Source organism: Stenotrophomonas sp. 2619 (genome assembly GCF_040548725.1).
Lineage (GTDB): Bacteria > Pseudomonadota > Gammaproteobacteria > Xanthomonadales > Xanthomonadaceae > Stenotrophomonas > Stenotrophomonas maltophilia_AP.
On the sequence record NZ_JBEPSF010000001.1, the window covers coordinates 351,452 to 370,845 of the forward strand.

The following is a 19,394-nucleotide window of genomic DNA, read 5'->3' on the forward strand; positions in this document are numbered from 1 at the left end:
ACGGTTTGTCGGGGCGCCCGACGAAAGAGCGGACGTGGTTCCGCTCTTCCGCTTTGACGAATCCCGACCTCCGGATACCGATTCAAGTTATGAGCAAGCGCGACTATTACGAAGTGCTGGGCGTGTCCCGCACCGCCAGCGAAGAAGAGCTGAAGAAGTCCTATCGCCGCTGTGCGATGAAGTACCACCCGGACCGCAATCCGGGCGATGCGGCGGCCGAAGCCTCCTTCAAGGAGTGCAAGGAAGCCTACGAAACCCTGTCTGACACCAACAAGCGCCGCATGTACGACGCCCACGGCCACGCTGCGTTCGAGCACGGCATGGGCGGCGGCGGTGGCCCCGGTGGTCCGGACATGGGCGACATCTTCGGTGACATCTTCGGCAACATCTTCGGCGGTGCCGCCGGCGGTGGCCAGCGCCAGGCGCGTCGCGGCGCCGATGTCGGCTACGTGATGGAACTGGACCTGGAAGAAGCGGTGATGGGCGTGGAGCGCCGCATCGAGATTCCGACCCTGGCCGAGTGCGACGACTGCGATGGCAGTGGGTCCGAAGACGGCAAGGTGGACACCTGCAGCGTGTGCCATGGCCACGGCCAGGTGCGCATCCAGCGTGGCATCTTCGCCATGCAGCAGGCGTGCCACAACTGCAACGGGCGCGGCAAGATCATCCAGACCCCGTGCAAGACCTGCCACGGCAATGGCCGTGTGGAGGAAGACAAGGTGTTGTCGGTGAAGGTGCCTGCGGGCGTCGATACCGGCGACCGCATCCGCCTGTCGGGCGAAGGCGAGGCTGGTCCGGCCGGCACGCCGCCGGGCGACCTGTACGTGGAAGTGCGGGTGCGCGAGCACGCGATCTTCCAGCGCGACGGCGACGACCTGCACTGCGAGGTGCCGATCCGGATTTCGCAGGCCGCACTGGGCGATACCGTGCGCGTGGCGACCCTGGGCGGGTATGCGGAGATCCGCATTCCGGCCGAAACCCAGACCGGCAAGCTGTTCCGCCTGCGTGGCAAGGGCGTGCGTTCGGTGCGCAGCCGCAGCGAAGGCGACCTCTACTGCCGCGTGGTGGTGGAGACGCCGGTCAACCTGACCACCGAACAGCGCAAGCTGCTGGAACAGTTTGAAACCACCTTCACCGGCGAAGAAGCGCGCAAGCACTCGCCGAAGTCGGCGACGTTCATCGACGGCGTGAAGGGCTTCTGGGACCGGATGACCTCGTAAGCGAGGCCGGTTGCTGCGATGTACCCAAGGCCCGCTGGCAACAGCGGGCCTTTTTTGTCGTTCCCGTCGTTGTGACGCGGAGGGCCAATTGCAAATGAGGGCATCCCGGCATCTGCGAAGAGCATCGCATCGCCGTCCGATACAAGACGCTTGCTTCTGGTGTTGATCTCGACAGGTGTGGGTGACCGCGCCTGCAGCGATCACTACCCTGTCTGGATGAATAAACCCACCCGTATCGCCCACGCCGCCGCTCGACCACTGCCTTCCGCTGTACGCTGCGCATTGTCGGTGGCCCTGGTGGCTGCCTCTCTCACTGCAGGAGCGGTGTCCGCCAAGACATTGGATGCATGCAAGCTGGATGCGATTGACGGGACGATCGAGCGTCCTCTGCAGTTGGCGCCTGGCACGCGATGGACGTATTCGGTGGGTGCCGACCATCCTGTGTCGACCCTTCGCCTGGATGGGATGGCGGAGAGTCTGACGCGGCTGACGGTGGGGCACGGTCTGCAGCGAGTGGAACACGCCGACACCTATGCGGATGTAAATCCGCTTCGTCAGGGGCGAAAGGAAATCCTGCGGTTCCCACTTGCGGTGGGTGCAGCGTGGAACGATGAGTTCGCCGAACCCGGTGCAGTCGTGAGCGAGAATTGGGGCTACCGCTACGACTACGAAGAGAAAGGCAGCAGTCGTGTGGTGGCCATGGAGACAATCAAAATTGGGGTCGGCAACGTCCGTGCGTACCGCATCGAGAGGAGTGCACACTGGCGAAAGTCCAACCCCAGGTCGAATGATATGACCGGCATGCGCTGGCAGGGGCGGGAGGCCGTCGAGGGACTGGAGCGCAGTATCAGCTGGTACGTGCCTGCCATGGGGCGGGTAGTGCTTAAGCGCAGCATCACCGCGCATCCGTCGTATGCCCTCTATCTCTCGGCAGAGGGCAACTCCCGCGATGTCATCGTCACAGAGCTGGTAGCCTTCGAATCGCCGGGAAGCTGCCGAGTGGAAGGGGAGCCCATCCACGCGCAACGGTTCGCCGATCGCCGACCGCTGCATTACCCGTTGGTCTTTAACGATACCTGGGAGTTCGTGTTGCAGCGTCACCCCCACATCCCGGAACGGGCAGATTCGGCAGAGTAAACGGGCGGGATGCGGCGTGGCGGTTGGGGGATAATGGCAATAGAGCCCCCACAGTGCCGGTCCCATGAACGAATCCCTCGAAAGCCACCTGGTCCACGGCCGCCGCCAGCGTCCGGACGGTCCGTCGCCGGTCGACGTCATCTCGGTGCAGTCGCAGCTGGTGTACGGCTATGCCGGCAACAGCGCGGCGGTGCCGCCGCTGCGCGCGCTGGGCGTGCGCGTGGCTGAAGTGCCCACCACGCTGCTCAGCAATGCGCCGTTCTATCCGACCACGCGCGGTCGCGTGCTGCCGGCCGACTGGTTTGCCGAGCTGCTGCTGGGCGCCAGTGAGCGCGGCCTGCCGCAGCGCGCGCGCATGCTGGTGTCCGGCTACTTCGGCAGCGTCGGCAATGGCGCGGCGTTCGCCGACTGGCTCGACCAGGTGCTGCCCACCGCGCCGCAGCTGCGCTACTGCCTGGACCCGGTGATCGGCGACACCCACACCGGCCCCTATGTGGAACCCGGGCTGGAAACCATCTTCGCCGAGCGGCTGCTGCCGCATGCGTGGCTGGTGACCCCCAATGCGTTCGAGCTGGGCCGCCTGACCGGCATGCCCAGCCTGGCCGAGGACGATGCCATTGCCGCCGCGCAGGCGCTGCTGGCGCGTGGTCCGCAGTGGGTGCTTGCGCACAGCGTGGGCGGCGAGCCCGGCCAGCTGGTCACGCTGGCGGTCAGCCGCGAGGCGATCTGGCGCTGGTCCTCGCCGCACCTGCCGGTGGACGTGGCTGGCACCGGTGACGTGCTGATGTCGCTGCTGGTGGCGTTCCTGCTGCGCGGCGAATCCTTCGAACAGTCGATTTCGCGCGCCATCGCCGGCGTCCACGTCGCGCTGGAAACCACGCTGGCCAATGGCCACGAGGAGTTCGACGTGCTGGCCGCCGCACCGGCTGCACTGGCACTGCCGCAGCGCTTCGTGCCCGAGCGCATCGCGTGAGCGCACGGGTAGTCGGCATCGTCGGCAGCGCCGGCGCGTATGGGCGTTGGCTGCGGGATTTCCTGCAGCAGCGCATGGGCGTAGAGGTGATCGGCCACGATCCGGCTGACCCGCAGTCGCACACGCCCGAACAGCTGCTGGAGCAGGCCGACGTGCTGGTCTTCTCCGCGCCGATCCGGCATACGCCGGCGTTGATCGCCGACTACGTCGCGCGGTCGGCCGGGCGCGAAGCGGGCCGCCTGTGGCTGGACGTGACCTCGGTGAAAAGCGCGCCGGTGGGCGCGATGCTGGCTTCGCAGGCCGACGTGGTGGGCCTGCATCCGATGACCGCGCCGCCCAAGGCGCCAACCCTCAAAGGCCGGGTAATGGTGGTCTGCGAGGCGCGCCTGTCACGCTGGCAGCCGTGGGTGCAGCAACTCTGCGACGCCCTGGAAGCCGAATGCGTACGCGCCACGCCCGAGCACCATGACCAGGTGATGGCGCTGGTGCAGGCGATGGTGCATGCCACTCACCTGGCCCAGGCCGGCGTCCTGCGCGAATACGCGCCGCTGCTGGCCGCGCTGCCCGCGTTGATGCCGTACCGTTCGGCGTCGTTCGAGCTGGACACGGCGATCATCGCGCGGATCCTGTCGCTGAACCCGGCGATCTACGAGGACATCCAGTTCGGCAACCCGCACGTGGCGCCCATGCTGGACCGGTTGTTGGCCCAGCTGCAGCAGCTGCGCGCGCAGGTCGGGCAGGGCGACGACGCCGCGCGTGCGGCGTTCCGCCAGCAGCTGTTGCTGGACAACCGTGACAGCCAGGGCGAGGCGGTGTTGGCCGAGGGCAACTACACCTTCGAGCGGGTGGGCTATCTGCTGGCCGACCTGACCGAGCGCAATGCGATCAGCGTGCACCTGCCCGAAGACCGGCCCGGTTCGCTGCGCGAACTGCTGCACGTCTTCGAGCGGCATGCGGTGAGCCTGGCCTCGATCCATTCCTCGCGCACGCCGGGTGGGGAAGTGCATTTCCGTGTCGGCTTCGTGGCCGGCAGCGATGTGCAGGCCCTGCAGCGCGCTGCCGTGGAAATTGATGCCACGGGCATCGGCCGGGTCCTGCCGCGCTGACGTGCTGCAACGCCGCATTCATCCACAGGGGGTGTGGATGAGTTGCGCACAAACATGTGGATAACCGCGCGCAGCCGTTGCAGGCAAAGGCTGTCAAGATGGCTGGTCATAAAATGACCAGCCTGTCGCAAACTTTTTTCAGTGGCCCCGACCAGCCGCGTTGCGCGCTCAGGTGGTCAGGGTCAACTCACCGCCGGCGGTGCGGAACTGACGGCCATCGCGGACCAGGTGGCGGCCATCGGCCAGCTCGTAACGCACGTTTCCGTCTGCGGGCGCAGCCGACGCGTCGGCAGACGCCGGGTCCTGCTTGAATTCGATGATGACGTAGCTTTCGCCCGTGGCGTCGGTTGCGGGAAACTGTCGAAACGACATGAAGCACCTCCTGCAGTGGCATGGACCTGTGACGTGCGCACCATGCAACCGACCGCGTTAGCGGTGCGTCATCAATCGATGAACTGCAGGCGTGCCAGCTCCGCGTACAGCCCGCCCTCGGCCAGCAGTTGTGCGTGGGTGCCCTGGGCGATGATGCGGCCGTGGTCCATCACCACGATGCGGTCGGCCTTGAGTACGGTGGCCAGCCGGTGGGCGATCACCAGCGTGGTACGCCCGGCCATCAAACGCTCCAGCGCCTGCTGCACCGCGCGCTCGCTCTGCGCGTCGAGCGCGCTGGTGGCCTCGTCGAGCAGCAGGATCGGCGCATCCTTCAGCAGCGCCCGTGCGATCGCGATGCGCTGCTGCTGGCCGCCGGACAGGCGTGCACCGCGTTCACCCAGCTCGCTCAGGTAACCGTCGGGCAGGGCCTGCAGGAACTCGTCGGCTTCGGCCGCTTCGGCGGCGCGCTGCACGTCCTCATCGCTGGCCTCCAATCGGCCGTACCGGATGTTGTCCAGCGCGGTAGCGGCAAACAGCGTGGGTTGCTGCGGTACCAGCGCCATCTGCGCGCGTAGTTGGGCCGGGTCGACGTGGCGCACATCGACGCCGTCGACCAGGATGCTGCCCGTGGCCGGGTCGTGGAAGCGCAGCAGCATCGACAGCACCGTGCTCTTGCCGGCGCCGGACGGGCCGACTAGGGCAACGGTCTCGCCGGGCCGTACATGCAGGTCGAACCCTTCCAGTGCCGCGGTGTCCGGGCGCTGCGGGTAGTGGAACACCACGTTGTCGAAGCGGATCTCGCCCCGCAGCGGCAGGGGCATCGGCACCGGGTTGGCCGGTGCGGTGATCTCGATGTCTTCCTGCAGCAGTTCGGCGATCCGCCCCATGCCGCCGGAGGCGCGTTGCAGCTCGTTCCATACCTCTGCCAGCGCCCCGACCGAGCCGCCGCCGATCATGGCGTACAGCACGAACTGGCCGAGCGTGCCTGCCGTCATCCGGCCGTCGTTGACATCGTGCGCGCCCAGCCACAGCACCCCCACGATGGCCCCGAACACCAGCACGATGGCGGTGGCGGTGACGATCGACTGCGCGCCGATGCGACGACGCGCGGCCTTGATCGATTCGCCCAGCGCGACGTTGAAGCGGCCGCGTTCATAGGGCTCGCGCGCATGCGCCTGCACGGTACGCACCGCGCCCAGGGTTTCGGCGGCCAGGCTGTTGGCGTCGGCGACGCGGTCCTGGCTGGCGCGGGCGATGTTGCGCAGGCGGCGTGCACCGATGATCACCGGCAACACGGCCAGGGGAATGCCCAGCAGCGACCACACCGCCAGCCGTGGACTGGTGACGAACAACATCACCAGGCTGCCCACCACGGTCACGCTGCTGCGCAGGGCCACCGACATGGTGGAACCGATCACGCTGCGCAGCAGCTCGCTGTCGGCGGTCAGCCGCGACACCAGTTCGCCGCTGCGGCTGCGGTCGTGGAAGCCGGCGCCCAGGGTGATCAGGTGCGTGTAGAGCTGGCTGCGCAGATCGGCCACCACCTTTTCGCCCAGCAACGACACGAAGAAGAAGCGCGCGGCGGTGGCCAGCCCCATCACCACCGCGACCAGGAACAGCAGGCCGAACGCGCGATTGATCTGGCCGTTGTTGTTGAAGCCATGGTCGATCATCAGCTTGACCGCCGGCGGCAGGCTCAGCGTAGCCGCCGACGAGATCGCCAAGGCGACCAGCCACGCGGTGAACAGCCCCGAATGGCGACGGACGAACGGCCACAGCGTGCCCAGACTGCCCAGGCGGCGCAGCGCGGGGGTCGGGGCGGGGGTGGTCTCAGTCATCAAGGGGGCCTGGTTCGGTGCATCGTTGGATGCGGATACGATCACGGGTGGCGTCGCGGAGGCGGTTTTTCAACGGCTCGGCCTGGTCGGCCGGCAATTCGATCCGCAGTTCCACCCCGGACGGGGTAAAGGATTCATCCAGTTTCTCGGCAGCATGGCTGGCGAGTGCGGCATGCAATGCGCCCAGGTCCTCGAACGCGGCCTGCACGTGCAACTGCGCCAAGGCCCCCAGTGGCAGGCGGGGCGCGGTGCGCAGGCATTCGGCTGCCGTGCCCCCATAGGCCCGGACAAGGCCGCCGGCGCCCAGCTTGATCCCGCCGTACCAGCGGATCACCACCACCATTATCCGATCGAAACCCTGGCCGTCGATGGCGGCCAGGATCGGCCGACCGGCGGTGCCGGCGGGTTCGCCATCGTCACTGGAGCGGTATTCGCTGCCGTACCGGTAGGCCCAGCAGTTGTGGGTGGCATCGGGGATCGCCACCTGCTGCAGGAACGCCAGCGCGCCTGCCGCCGTGTCGATCGGCGCCGCATGTGCGGTGAAGCGGCTGTGCTTGATCTCCAGGCTGTGGCTGACGACGGTGGCGAGCGTATCGGGCATTCCCACCATTGTAGGTGACGACCGTTGGTCGTCACGCGCCCTCAGTTGTCCAGCAGCTGGCGTACGTCGCGCGGCACGCGCGCTTCCGGGTACTGCTGCAGGTAACGTTCCAGGCTGGCCCGCGCGGTATCGCGGTCGCCGGCATCGCGACGCTCGCGGATGCGTTTGAGCCACTGCTTGCGCGGCAGCATGGCATCGGCCGCTACGGCGGCATCGACCGCACTGGCCGACAACGCGCCGGCCGCGGCAGACGGTGCGGCCCGTCGCATCACCCCGGGTGCGCCCTTCATCGTGCGCGCCGCGTCGTTCGCCATCGGTGCGGGTGCGGCGGTGAGCGCCTGGGCCCGCTCGCCGGTGGGGGTCACGCTGTCGATGGGGCGCGCGTCTGCACTGTCCATCACATATGCCTCCGCACGCGGGGCAGCGGCGCTCGGGATCGGGGCCGACGCGGGTGCCGGCGGAGCGGGCGGCATGGGCGGGGTCACCACCGACGGCGCGGGCTGCGCCGCCACCTGCCGTTGCACGTCCTGGGCGGGCGCGGGCGCCGGCGCGGCAGCCACGGATCGTTGCCTGGCCTGCGGCTGGGCCATCGGCGCGGCGACCGCATCGGCGGCCGCCATCGCGGGTGCGGCATCCTCGGCGGCCGGTGCCTGTGCAGCATCGGCGGCAGGTGCGGGAGCGACCTCTGCCAGCGCGGGCGGGGTCGGGGCGTCGGGCTTGAGCTGCCAGGCGATGCCCACCGCAAACACCACCGACGCGGCCAGGCCCAGCGCGGCGGGCAGGCGCGACCGCGGCCGGCGCGTGACGGGGGCGGCAGCCTTGGGCAGGGACGGTGCAAGGTCCGGGTCGCCGGCAGGGACCGCCGTGGCCACCGGTGCGGACTGCACGGCCGCCCGTGCGGCGGCCAGCACCGCTTCGTCCAGCGCGGCCGACGGTGCGCTGGGCGCGGCACGGCCGAGCAGGCGGGCCAGCGCGCGTTCTTCGGGCGTCAGCGGATCGGAGCGGTTCATTCCGACAGCCCCGCGCGCAGTTTGTCCATCGCGTAACGCAACCGTGATTTGACCGTTTCGCGGCCAACCCCGGTGATCTGTGCGATCTCTTCCAGGCTCAGTTCCTGCTCCAGCCGCAACTGCAATACCTCGCGCTGTTCATCCGGCAGCTGTTCCATCGCCAGCTGCAGGCGCCGGCGCTCTTCAAACTCGGACAGCTGGGTTTCCGGGGTGCGCGTGTCGCTCATCCGTGCCACCCGCTCGTCGGCGTCGCCGGGCGCGGGTGGACGGTGGCGCGCGGCGCGCCAGTGATCGTTGAGCCGATTGTGGGCGATCCGGAACAGCCACGTGGTGAAGGCGGCATCGGGCTGCCAGCCGGCGCGCGCGGCGATCACCCGCTGCCAGACGTCCTGGAACATCTCGTCGGCCAGCGCGGCATCGCGCAGCTGGCGCAGCAGGAAGCTGTACAGGCGGCTGCGGTGACGCGCATACAGGGTTTCAAACGCGCGCAGCTCCCCGCCTGCCCAGGCCAGCATCAGCGATTCGTCGGTTGGCAGGGCAGCGGCGTCCACGGCGCACAGGGTAAGCGCTGGGCGGCCGTCCGCATAGCGGGGCGGGGCGGCGACGGCAGGCGACAACAGGGGCGCGGGCACGGGGGGCATGACCTGTTCAACGTCCGAAAGCGCTGAACGGGGTTGTGGGCTTCCATTGCCCCCCGCCCGCCGCGTTATGCTCAGGGCACAGGGGAGGTGCCGGGCATCCGGCGCCAGAAGAGATCAGCATCGTGTCCAGCCAGGTAGCGACATCCGTGCGGCATTCCGATCATGACGCGGTGGTTTCCGCTGCGCTTGCGCAGGCGTTGGGCGCGCTGCTGCCCGGCGATGCGCAGGTGGCGCTGGCCTGGTCCGACCCGGGCCTGGGTGAAGGCTGCCAGGCCGATCCCGCCCCCGCGCAGGACCCCGCCGAGCTGCTGGAGCTGCTGCTGGGCGGTGCCAGCGGAGCCGAGACCGCGCTGCGCCGCTGGCAGGACCACGGCAGCGAACTGGCCGTCCAGGCGCTGACCGCCGACGGTGGCGTGCCCGACCAGGCCTGGTGGGACATCGCCCGGCAGTCGCTGCAGGACGCGGTGGCGCTGGCCCGGCAGCGGGCGCAGATCCGCTCGCTGGAAACCTCCAAACGACTGCAGCAGGCCCTGTACGAGATTGCCGACCTGGCCGGCGCGGACCTGGAAATGGCCGACATGCTGCGCCACTTCCACCGCGTGCTCAATTCGCTGATGTACGCGCAGAACTGCTACATCGTCGAGTACGACGACGTGCGCCGACGGGTGCGCTTCCTGTACTTCGCCGACCAGCGCGACAGCTTCGTGGCCGACCCGGACCGCAGCTACGAAGAACACGAAATGCCGCGCAGCCTGACCTTCGCGCTGCTGCGCCACGGCCAGCCGCTCAGCGGGCCGTCCAACGAGCTGCTGGCGGCGATGAACGACGAATACGACCCCAGCCGCGGGCCGGAAAGCCTGGACTGGCTGGGCGTGCCGATGCTGCGCGAGGGCCGCGTGTGCGGCGCCATCGTGGTGCAGAGCTACGAGCAGCGGGTGCGCTACAACGAGGCCGATCGCACCCTGCTGGGCTACGTGGCCCAGCACATCCTCACCGCGATGGACCGCCGCCAGGCCCAGGTGCAACTGGAGCGCCAGGTGGAGCGGCGCACCCTGGAACTGCAGCGCGCCAACCGCAGCCTGCAGGACGAGGTGGTGGAACGCCGCCGCGCCGAGAAGCTGCAGCTGGCGCTGTTCAACATCGCCGAAATGGCGATGAGCGCCGAAAGCCTGGCCCAGTTCTACGTGCAGGTGCATGGCGTGGTGGGAACGCTGCTGGATGCGCGCAATTTCTACATCGCGCTGGTCAACGAAGTCGGGGACGGGCTGGATTTCGTGTACTCGGTGGATGAGTACAACGCGTCGCGCGCGCCGCGTCCGTTCAGCCAGGGCCTGACCGAATTCATCGTGCGCAACCGGCAGCCGCTGCTGGCCTCGCGCGAACACATCGACGCCCTGCGTGATGCCGGGCGGGTGCGCGAGTTCGGCGCCCGCTCGCATTGCTGGCTGGGCGTGCCGCTGCTGAGCGACGACGACGTGGTCGGGGTGATCGTGGTGCAGAGCTACTCGCCGGAGGTGAGTTTCACCGCGCACGACCAGCGCCTGCTCACCTTCGTGGCGCAGAACATCGGCAACGGCCTGGCCCGCCAGCGCGACCAGGAGCGCCTGCGCAACGCGCACGCCGAGCTGGAAAAACGCGTGGACGAGCGTACCCGCGAGTTGGCCGAAGTGAACGACAAACTGCTTGGGCAGATCGGCGAACGCCTGCGCGCCGAGCAGCGCCTGACCCACCAGGCCATGCATGACGCGCTGACCGGGTTGCCCAACCGCCTGCACCTGCTGGACCGGCTGGAAGATGCCATCGCGCGCGCGCGAGTGCCCGACGGCCCGCGCTTTGCGGTGCTGTTCCTGGACCTGGACCGCTTCAAGCTGGTCAACGACAGCATCGGCCACGCGGCCGGCGACCAGATGCTGGTCGAGGTGGCCAAGCGGATCGTGTCGATGATCGGTCCCGGCGACGTGGTGGCGCGGCTGGGCGGCGATGAGTTCGCCATCGTGCTGCAGTGCGACCACGGCCTGGATTCGGCCCGCGAGTTCGCGCAGCGGATGCTGGTGGCGCTGGAAGAATCGATGTGGGTGAAGGGGCGCGAACTGTTTCCGTCCGGCAGCCTGGGCATCGCGATGTGGAACCCGCGCTACCGCAATGGCGAGGAACTGGTCCGCGATGCCGACGCGGCGATGTACCGGGCCAAGGCCCAGGGCAAGGACCGCTGCGCGGTGTTCGACGAGGCCATGCGCGAGGAAGCCCTGCGCAGCCTGGACCTGGAAGCGGATCTGCGCCGGGCGATCATCAACCGCGACTTCCTGCCGTATTACCAGCCGATCGTGCGGCTGTCCGACGGCGCGGTGGTGGGCTATGAAGCCTTGCTGCGCTGGCGCCACGAACGCCGTGGGCTGTTGCTGCCCAGCGCGTTCCTCGACCTGGGCGAGGAGAGCGGGCTGATCGAGCAGGTGGACTGGCTGCTGTACGAAGACGTGATCGGGCAGCTCGCGAAGGGGGGCGAGGGCTATCTGTCGGTGAACGTGTCACCGCGGCATTTCCGTTCGGCCGATTTCAGCGCGCGCCTGTTCGGGCTGATCGAGGCGGCCGGTGCCGACCCACACCGCCTGCGCCTGGAGATCACCGAAGTGGCGCTGCTCGACGACGGCCCGCGCACGCTGCGCATCCTGCAGGCGCTGCGCGAGCGCGGCGTGCTGGTGCAGCTGGATGATTTCGGTACGGGCTTCTCGGCGCTGTCCTACCTGCACCGGTTCCCGATTTCGACGTTGAAGATCGACCAGAGCTTCATCGCCGGCCTGCACGGCCAGGACATGCAGAGCACCTACGCACTGGTGCAGGGCGTGCTGTCGCTGGCCCGCACACTGGGCATCGAGACGGTGGGCGAGGGCATCGAAAACGATGCCCAACGCCAGACCCTGCTGCAGCTGGGCTGCGACTACGGACAGGGCTACCTGCTGGGCCGCCCCGCGCCCATGGACACCTTCGCGCGGTGATGCCGGCCGCTGGCCGGCACCCCCACATCAACGCATCACACGGTCACACCAACGCAGCGCGACGCTTCTCGTCGATCCACTTGGATGCCTGCGCCGGCTCATACGCGCGCATCCAGTCCAGCATGGCGTCGATGTCCGAGCCGTACCAGAGGTCGGCGCGCTGTTCCGGGTGCAGGAAGCGCTCTTCGACCATGCGGTCGATCATGCCGATCAGCGGTGCGTAGAAACCGTCGACGTCCAGGAACGCGCACGGCTTGTTGCCGATGCCGAGCTGGCGCCAGGTGAGCATCTCGAAGATTTCTTCCATGGTGCCGAAGCCACCGGGCAGGGCCACGAACGCGTCGGACAGCTCGAACATGCGCGACTTGCGCTCGTGCATCGAGCCAACGATCTCCAGCTCGGTCAGGCCGCGGTGGGCCACTTCCCAGTCGGCCAGCTGCTGCGGGATCACGCCGGTCACTTCGCCGCCGCCGGCCAGCACGGCATTGGCCACCGTGCCCATCAGGCCGACGTTGCCGCCGCCATAGACCAGGCGCAGGCCGTCGCGGGCGATGCGGTCGCCCAGCGCAATGGCGCGTTCGGTGTAGATCGGCTTGCTGCCGGGATTGGAGCCACAGTAAACGCAAATCGACTTCATTGGATCTTCCTGTGTTCGGGAACGGGTGCGGCGGAAACGAAAAAGCCCCGCCGATGACCGATGTTCCGGCCTCGTGACGGGGTTCGTTCCGCGAATGCGGGAGGGGATTATCGCGCGTTCCCAGCGCGGAGGCCAATCGGCCCATCGCCGGTAGAGCCGACCGTTGGTCGGCTGCCGTCTCGCGGAACCGGCCATGCGGGTTCACACCCGCACGGCCACGGGCCTCACGCCGCCTGCGACTGCTCCCGGCGCGGGCCTTCCTTCAACGCCCGGCCCACCAGGCCCACCAGCAGGTCCAGCTCTTCGCTGTCCATGCCGAAATGCGGGGTGAAGCGCAGCGAGTTCTCGCCGCCGTGGATGACGTTGATGCCGTGGTTGCGCAGCCATTCCTCGGTGGAACCGGCGCCGTAGCACTTGAACTGCGGGGCCAGCTCGCAGGAGAACAGCAGGCCGGTGCCCTGCACCTTGGTGATCAGCCCGCCCAGGTCGGTTTTCAGCTGTTCCAGCTTGCGCACGGCTTCGGCGCCGCGCTCGCGGATGTTCTCGCGCACCTGCGGGGTCAGCAGCGACAGGGTGGCGCAGGCCACGTCCAGCGCCCGCGGGTTGGAGGTCATGGTGTTGCCGTAGATGCCCTTGCGGTACAGCTGCGCGGCATGCTCGGTAACAGCCAGGACCGACAGCGGGAACTGCGCCGCGTTGAGCGCCTTGGAGTAGGTTTCCATGTCAGGCGCGTCCAGGCCCTCGAAGCCGGGGTAGTCCACCAGCGACAGCACGCCATGCGCACGCAGGCCGGCCTGGATCGAGTCGATCAGCAGCAGGCTGCCGTGCTGGCGGGTCAGCTCACGGGCCAGCGCGTAGAACGACGGCGGCACCGAACGGCCCGGGTCGCCTTCGCCCATCACCGGCTCCAGGAACACCGCCTCGATGAACCAGTGGTTCTGCTCGGCCTCGGCGAAGACGCGCTTGAGCGCTTCCTCGTCATACGGGGCCAGGGCGATGACGCTGTCTTCGCCGCGGTAGCTGGCCAGGTGCTGGGTGTAGGTCTTGCGGCTGGAATCGGAGTACAGGCCGGGGCGATCGGTGCGGCCGTGGAAGCTGCCCTTGATCACCACCCGCTTGATCTTCGCGCCGGCATGGCGGGCGCCCGGGTCGGTCTGCAGCTTGGCGTTGACGTCGGCGATGCGCGCGGCCAGGCCAACGGCCTCGGAGCCGGAGTTCAGGCACATGAAGTGGCTGAACGGACAGCCGCCGCGGCGGTGGCCGATTTCCTTGCGCAGGGCCTGGATGAAGCGCTGCTGGGACAGGCTGGGGGTCATCACGTTGGCCATCACCTGCGGGGCGGCCATCGCCTCCATCACCGCCTCGGGGGTATGCCCGAAACCGAGCATGCCGTAGCCGCCGGCGTCATACAGCACCGCACCCTTCAGCGTGACCACCCAGGAACCGCGGGCGGCGAGGGCGACATACGGGGTTACCGCGTCGTCGGCATAGAAATTGACGAAACCGTCCTGCATCGCATCGATCTGGGCGCGTTCGTCAGCGGCCAGCAGCGCGCCCAAGTCGGCGCGCACGCGCTCGAATTCGGCGGCGGCAGCGTCGATCGCGGCAACCAGGTGCGGGTGGCCAGCGGCCAGGCGTTCCAGCGTGGCGTCATCCAGGCCGGCGGTGAGGCGGGTGCCGGGCTGGGCGCGAAGGGGGGCGAGGCGTTCGATGAAGCTCATTGCAGATCTCCTGAAACAATTGGCGGCACGGCGCAAAACGCAAAACGCGCGTCTATTCGCGCGCGCTCGGGGTATTCCTGCTCGTGCATCTGACTTCCAGCCCGATGCTATCACGCGGTTTTTCGCGCGATAACCCCGTCAAAAACTGTTGCATAGCAGCATTTTGCGCGACGTTCGGTAAAAGCTGCGTTGCCACCGAGGGCCAGTCGTACAATGGCCGACATTGCCTACACGTTGCCGTGCGCTGCCTTGAAGAAGTCCGATTTCAACTACGAACTGCCGCCCGAGCTGATCGCCCAGGCGCCCCTGGCCGAACGCTCCGCCAGCCGCCTGATGCTGGTGCCGCAGGCGCCGACCGCCTTCGACCACCGCCACGTGCGCGACCTGCCGGACCTGCTCAACCCGGGCGACCTGCTCGTGTTCAACGACACCCGGGTGATTCCGGCGCGCCTGTTCGGGCAGAAGGCCAGTGGTGGCCGCGTCGAAATCCTGATCGAGCGCCTGCTGGGCGCGCAGCAGGCCCGTGCCCAGGTGGGCGCCAGCAAGTCGCCCAAGCCCGGCAGCCGGATCGCGCTGGACGCGGGCGGCGAGGCCGAAGTGCTGGGGCGCGACGGCGAGTTCTATGTGCTGCAGTTCCATGTGCCCGAGGCACTGGAGCAGTGGCTGCTGCATGCCGGTCGGCTGCCGTTGCCGCCGTACATCCAGCGTGAGCCGGGGCTGGACGACCGCGAGCGCTACCAGACCGTGTTCGCCCGTGAAGTGGGCGCGGTGGCCGCGCCGACGGCCGGCCTGCATTTCGACGAAGCGCTGCTGGCGGCGTTGAAGGCCAAGGGGGTCGACTTCGGCCACGTGACCCTGCACGTGGGTGCCGGCACCTTCCAGCCGGTGCGGGTGGATGACCTGACCGACCATGTGATGCACCGCGAATGGCTGAACGTCGGCGCCGAGCTGGTCCAGCAGGTCCGCCGCACACGCGCTGCCGGTGGGCGGGTGATCGGGGTGGGCACCACGGTGGTGCGCGCGCTGGAAAGCGCGATGCGCGACGGCGAGCTGCTGCCGTACGCCGGCGAGACCCAGATTTTCATCACGCCCGGGTACCGCATCCGCAGCGTGGACGCGATGGTGACCAACTTCCACCTGCCGGAAAGCACGTTGCTGATGATGATTTCGGCATTTGCCGGGCAGGAGCGGGTGTTCGAGGCGTACCGGGCCGCCATCGCCGAGAAGTACCGCTTCTTCAGCTATGGCGATGCGATGTTGTTGTTCCCGCAGGCGTGAGCTGAGGGCAGCCGGCCGACCGGCAGCCGACCAACCGGCAGCCGACCAACGGTCGGCTCTACGTCGGTGGGCGCGCGACCCACCAACGGTCAGGTGCGCGTGCGTGGGCGAGCGGCCGATCGACCGACCAACGGCCAGGTCCACGTGCGTGGGTGGGCGACCGGCCAACGGCCAGGTCCACGGGGACGGGTAGGTACCGGCCGCTGGCCGGTACGGTTGGCGGGTCGATCCGTCTTCGTCCGGGCCCCGTCGGCCATGTCGGCCGCTTTTCGGCGATAATCGGCAATTATTTGCCCGAATCCCGCTCCATGTCCCGACTCCAGTTCCAGCTCCAGACCACCGACGGCCGTGCCCGCCGGGGCCGCCTGACCTTCCCCCGTGGCACCGTGGAAACCCCGGCCTTCATGCCGGTGGGCACCTATGGCTCGGTCAAGGGCATCCTGCCGGAGCAGATCCGGGCGCTGGGCGCGGAAATCATCCTGGGCAACACCTTCCACCTGTACCTGCGGCCGGGCCTGGACGTCATCGCCGACCACGGTGGCCTGCACGGTTTCGCGCGCTGGGATGGCCCGATCCTGACCGACTCGGGCGGTTTCCAGGTGTTCTCGCTGGCCCATCGCCGCAAGATCACCGAACAGGGCGTCACCTTCTCCTCGCCGAACGACGGCGCACGCGTCTTCCTCGGGCCGGAAGAAAGCATGCGCATCCAGAAGGTGCTCGACTCGGACGTGGTGATGATCTTCGACGAGTGCACCCCGTACCCGGCCACCGTGCCGGTGGCGCGCACCTCGATGGAGCTCAGCCTGCGCTGGGCCCAGCGCAGCCGCAACGCGCATGACGAACTGGGCAACGACGCCGCGCTGTTCGGCATCGTCCAGGGCGGGGTGCACCACGACCTGCGCAGCCGGTCGGCCGAGGGCCTGCAGAAGATCGGCTTCGACGGCTACGCCATCGGCGGGCTGGCCGTGGGCGAGCCCGAGCACGAGCGCAATGCCATGCTCGACCACATGCACCCGATCCTGCCGGCCGACCGCCCGCGCTACCTGATGGGGGTGGGCCGCCCGGAGGATCTGGTCGAAGGCGTCGCCCGTGGCGTGGACATGTTCGATTGCGTGATGCCCACCCGCAATGCCCGCAACGGCCACTATTTCACCTCGGCCGGCACCATCCGCATCCGCAACGCGCGCTACCAGCGCGACATGGACACCATCGAGCCGGGCTGCGGCTGCCACGCCTGCACCAGTGGCTACACGCGTTCCTATCTGCGCCACCTGGACCGCTGCAACGAAATGCTGGCCCCGATGCTGGGCACCATCCACAACCTGTATTACTACGAGAAACTGATGGCCGACATGCGCGCGGCCATCGAGGCGGGAACCTTTGCCGCCTTCCGTGAGTCCTTCTACGCGGCCCGTGGCATGGCCACACCGGCGCTGTAAGGGCCCGGCGCAGTTCAAATCGGCGCGCAAACCCTGCCAAACGGCCCAAGGACGAACTCCCGGGGCCATGGCATACTTCGTGGCTGACCCCCGTTTCGCGGCGACTCCCCGGCCCACCTGGGCGGGGCGCCTCCCAACCCAAGGACACAACATGAACCTGATCGCTTTCCTGATTCCCGCCGCCCACGCCCAAGCTGCCGGCGGCCAACCGCAGGGCGGCATGGGTCTGACCACGCTGCTGTTCCCGATCATCCTGATCGCGATCATGTACTTCCTGATGATCCGCCCGCAGATGAAGCGCCAGAAGGAACACAAGGCGATGCTGGAGAAGATCAAGCGCGGCGACGAAGTGCTGACCAACGGCGGCATCGCCGGCACGGTCACCGACATCGGCGACAACTTCATCACCCTGGAAGTGGCCGACAACGTGCGCATCCGCGTGCAGAAGGGCGCCGTCGGCAACGTGCTGCCCACCGGCACGCTGAAGTCGGCCAACTAAGCCACTCCTTTCCGAAGCACAACCGCGGCGCCGGGATGGGCGCCGCGCGGGACCCAAGCAATGCTCGAATTTCCACGCTGGAAGTATTTCCTCATCCTGATCGTGCTGGCGCTCAGTACCCTGTATGCGCTGCCCAACGTCTATCAGAAGGACCCGGCCGTCCAGATCACCGCCAACCGTGGCGGCCAGATCGACGACGCGCTGCGTGACAAGGTGCTGGCCGACCTCAAGAAGGCCGGCATCACCACCATGGGCGCGGAAAAGGAAGGCGACAGCCTGATCGTCCGCCTGCCGGACCTGCAGGCGCAGGCCGCCGCCAGCGACACGCTGCGCGACAGCGTGGGTGAAAACTACGTGGTGGCCCTGAACCTGGCCTCGACCGTGCCCGAGTGGCTGGCCAAGCTGGGCGGTCGCCCGATGGTGCTGGGCCTGGATCTGCAGGGCGGTGTGCACTTCGTGCTGCAGGTCGACCAGAAGGCCGCGCTGGACAAGCGCCTGGATGCCTACGCCGAAGACGTGCGGACCAGCCTGCGCGATGCCCGCGTGGCCTACCAGTCGGTCGAGCGTCGCCCGGACAACAGCATCGTGGCCACCATCAGCCCGTCGGCCGGCGAAGAAGCGGTCACCAAGGCGCGTGATGTGATGGCCAAGGCGCAGCCCACCCTGGGCTACAACGTCACCGGCAACCGCATCGCCATCACCGTGCCGGAAACCGAGCTGAACCAGATCGCCAACGGCGCGATCGAGCAGAACATCAATACGCTGCGCAACCGCGTCAACCAGCTCGGCGTGGCCGAGCCGATCATCCAGCGCCAGGGTGCCGACCGCGTGGTGGTGCAGCTGCCGGGCGTGCAGGACACCGCCGAAGCCAAGCGCATGATCGGTGCCACCGCGACGCTGGAATACCGCGCCGTGGTCGATGGCAACGCGCAGGACGCCATCACCAGTGGCCGCATCCCGCCGGAAGCCAAGGTCTACCAGCGCCGTGACAACGGCGGCCCGGTGCTGCTCAACAAACGCGTGATCGTTACCGGTGACCAGATGGTTGCCGCGCAGGCCACCACCGACCAGAACGGCTCGGCTGCGGTCAGCGTGACGTTGAACAACGTCGGCGGCCAGCGCATGTTCGACTTCACCAGCGCCAACGTGAACAAGCCGATGGCGGTGGTCTACACCGAGCGCATCCCGACCGTGACCATGGTCGATGGCAAGGAAGTGCGCAGCTTCCGCGTCAAGGAAGAGGTCATCTCGGTGGCCAACATCAATGGCGTGTTCGGCAAGAACTTCCAGACCACCGGCCTGGAGAAGAAGGAAGCCGAAGACCTGGCCAAGCTGCTGAAGTCCGGCTCGCTCGCCGCGCCGATGGACTTCGTGGAAGAGCGCGTGGTCGGCCCGAGCCTGGGTGCCGAGAACGTGCAGAACGGCATCACCGCCGTGGTCTACGCGTTCCTGTTCACCCTGGTGTTCTTCAGCGTGTACTACCGCATGTTCGGCGTGATCACCTCGCTGGCCATGCTGTTCAACCTGCTGATCGTGGTGGCGGTAATGTCGATGTTCGGTGCCACCATGACCCTGCCGGGCTTCGCCGGCCTGGCGTTGTCGGTGGGCCTGTCGGTCGACGCCAACGTGCTGATCAACGAGCGTATCCGTGAAGAGCTGCGGGCCGGCATGCCGGGCAAGACCGCCATCGTGACCGGTTACGACCGCGCCAGCGGCACCATCCTCGACGCCAACCTGACCGGCCTGATCGTCGGCGTGGCCCTGTACGCATTCGGTACCGGTCCGCTGAAGGGCTTCGCGCTGACCATGATCATCGGTATTTTCGCCTCGATGTTCACTGCGATCACCGTATCGCGCGCCCTGGCGACGCTGATCTACGGCCGTCGCAAGAAGCTCCAGAACGTGGCCATCTGACGGGACGACTCGCAC

16 protein-coding genes are annotated in these 19,394 nt (G+C 68.0%); 9 read left to right on the plus strand and 7 right to left on the minus strand.

The annotated features are described in order from the left end of the window. Positions 1 to 89: 89 nt before the first annotated feature. From dnaJ to ABIA71_RS01725, 4 genes are all read left to right on the plus strand, one after another. Entirely contained in the window at positions 90 to 1,220 is a 1,131-nt protein-coding gene (gene dnaJ / locus ABIA71_RS01710; protein ID WP_159496494.1) for a molecular chaperone DnaJ, read from the plus strand. A 324-nt stretch (positions 1,221 to 1,544) separates the two neighbouring features. Further along, positions 1,545 to 2,357, plus strand: coding sequence for a hypothetical protein (locus ABIA71_RS01715; RefSeq protein ID WP_354282579.1), 813 nt, complete (start codon positions 1,545 to 1,547; stop codon positions 2,355 to 2,357). Positions 2,358 to 2,421: 64 nt separating this feature from the next. After that, positions 2,422 to 3,330, plus strand: a complete 909-nt coding sequence (pdxY, locus tag ABIA71_RS01720) for a pyridoxal kinase (protein ID WP_038688917.1) — start codon at positions 2,422 to 2,424, stop codon at positions 3,328 to 3,330. Continuing rightward, positions 3,327 to 4,436 (plus strand): prephenate dehydrogenase, encoded by a 1,110-nt coding sequence (locus tag ABIA71_RS01725; protein ID WP_354282581.1) that lies wholly within the window; start codon positions 3,327 to 3,329, stop codon positions 4,434 to 4,436. The genes pdxY and ABIA71_RS01725 overlap by 4 nt, the downstream gene beginning before the upstream one ends. A gap of 168 nt (positions 4,437 to 4,604) precedes the next feature. Here ABIA71_RS01725 and ABIA71_RS01730 read toward each other — a convergent pair whose 3' ends face one another. The 5 genes from ABIA71_RS01730 to ABIA71_RS01750 form a co-directional block, all read right to left on the minus strand. Continuing rightward, positions 4,605 to 4,808, minus strand: a complete 204-nt coding sequence (locus ABIA71_RS01730; RefSeq protein WP_354282583.1) for a hypothetical protein — start codon at positions 4,806 to 4,808, stop codon at positions 4,605 to 4,607. 71 nt (positions 4,809 to 4,879) lie between these two features. Continuing rightward, positions 4,880 to 6,646 carry an ABC transporter transmembrane domain-containing protein gene (locus ABIA71_RS01735; RefSeq protein WP_354282585.1) on the minus strand — a complete coding sequence of 589 codons (1,767 nt, stop codon included), beginning with the start codon at positions 6,644 to 6,646 and terminating at the stop codon, positions 4,880 to 4,882. Next, on the minus strand, positions 6,639 to 7,247 hold the full coding sequence (locus tag ABIA71_RS01740; RefSeq protein WP_354282587.1) for an IMPACT family protein: 609 nt from the start codon (positions 7,245 to 7,247) through the stop codon (positions 6,639 to 6,641). Before ABIA71_RS01740 ends, ABIA71_RS01735 begins: the two co-directional genes overlap by 8 nt. Positions 7,248 to 7,288: 41 nt before the next feature. Continuing rightward, positions 7,289 to 8,257 carry a hypothetical protein gene (locus ABIA71_RS01745; protein ID WP_354282589.1) on the minus strand — a complete coding sequence of 323 codons (969 nt, stop codon included), beginning with the start codon at positions 8,255 to 8,257 and terminating at the stop codon, positions 7,289 to 7,291. After that, positions 8,254 to 8,772: an RNA polymerase sigma factor gene (locus ABIA71_RS01750; protein ID WP_354282903.1), complete on the minus strand. Its 519-nt coding sequence runs from the start codon at positions 8,770 to 8,772 to the stop codon at positions 8,254 to 8,256. The genes ABIA71_RS01745 and ABIA71_RS01750 overlap by 4 nt, the downstream gene beginning before the upstream one ends. A gap of 272 nt (positions 8,773 to 9,044) precedes the next feature. On the opposite strand from ABIA71_RS01750, the gene ABIA71_RS01755 reads away from it, so the two are divergent. Continuing rightward, entirely contained in the window at positions 9,045 to 11,891 is a 2,847-nt protein-coding gene (locus ABIA71_RS01755; protein ID WP_502960622.1) for a bifunctional diguanylate cyclase/phosphodiesterase, read from the plus strand. Between the two features lie 43 nt (positions 11,892 to 11,934). Here ABIA71_RS01755 and ABIA71_RS01760 read toward each other — a convergent pair whose 3' ends face one another. After that, positions 11,935 to 12,528: an LOG family protein gene (locus ABIA71_RS01760; RefSeq protein WP_038688904.1), complete on the minus strand. Its 594-nt coding sequence runs from the start codon at positions 12,526 to 12,528 to the stop codon at positions 11,935 to 11,937. Between the two features lie 224 nt (positions 12,529 to 12,752). After that, positions 12,753 to 14,249 (minus strand): aminotransferase class III-fold pyridoxal phosphate-dependent enzyme, encoded by a 1,497-nt coding sequence (locus ABIA71_RS01765; protein ID WP_354282592.1) that lies wholly within the window; start codon positions 14,247 to 14,249, stop codon positions 12,753 to 12,755. 213 nt (positions 14,250 to 14,462) lie between these two features. Here ABIA71_RS01765 and queA point away from each other — a divergent pair, with 213 nt between their 5' ends. The 4 genes from queA to secD all read left to right on the plus strand — a co-directional run bounded on the left by queA (position 14,463) and on the right by secD (position 19,379). Continuing rightward, complete coding sequence (queA, locus tag ABIA71_RS01770; RefSeq protein ID WP_128096751.1) at positions 14,463 to 15,527, plus strand: tRNA preQ1(34) S-adenosylmethionine ribosyltransferase-isomerase QueA; 1,065 nt, start codon at positions 14,463 to 14,465, stop codon at positions 15,525 to 15,527. A gap of 308 nt (positions 15,528 to 15,835) precedes the next feature. Continuing rightward, positions 15,836 to 16,966, plus strand: a complete 1,131-nt coding sequence (gene tgt / locus ABIA71_RS01775) for a tRNA guanosine(34) transglycosylase Tgt (RefSeq protein ID WP_354282595.1) — start codon at positions 15,836 to 15,838, stop codon at positions 16,964 to 16,966. 151 nt (positions 16,967 to 17,117) lie between these two features. Next, the gene (gene yajC / locus ABIA71_RS01780; protein ID WP_128096753.1) at positions 17,118 to 17,465 is read left to right on the plus strand and encodes a preprotein translocase subunit YajC; all 348 of its coding nucleotides are present in this window, start codon (positions 17,118 to 17,120) and stop codon (positions 17,463 to 17,465) included. Between the two features lie 60 nt (positions 17,466 to 17,525). After that, a complete protein-coding gene (gene secD / locus ABIA71_RS01785) occupies positions 17,526 to 19,379 on the plus strand; it encodes a protein translocase subunit SecD (RefSeq protein WP_354282597.1) in 1,854 nt (617 codons plus the stop codon). Positions 19,380 to 19,394: the final 15 nt, after the last annotated feature.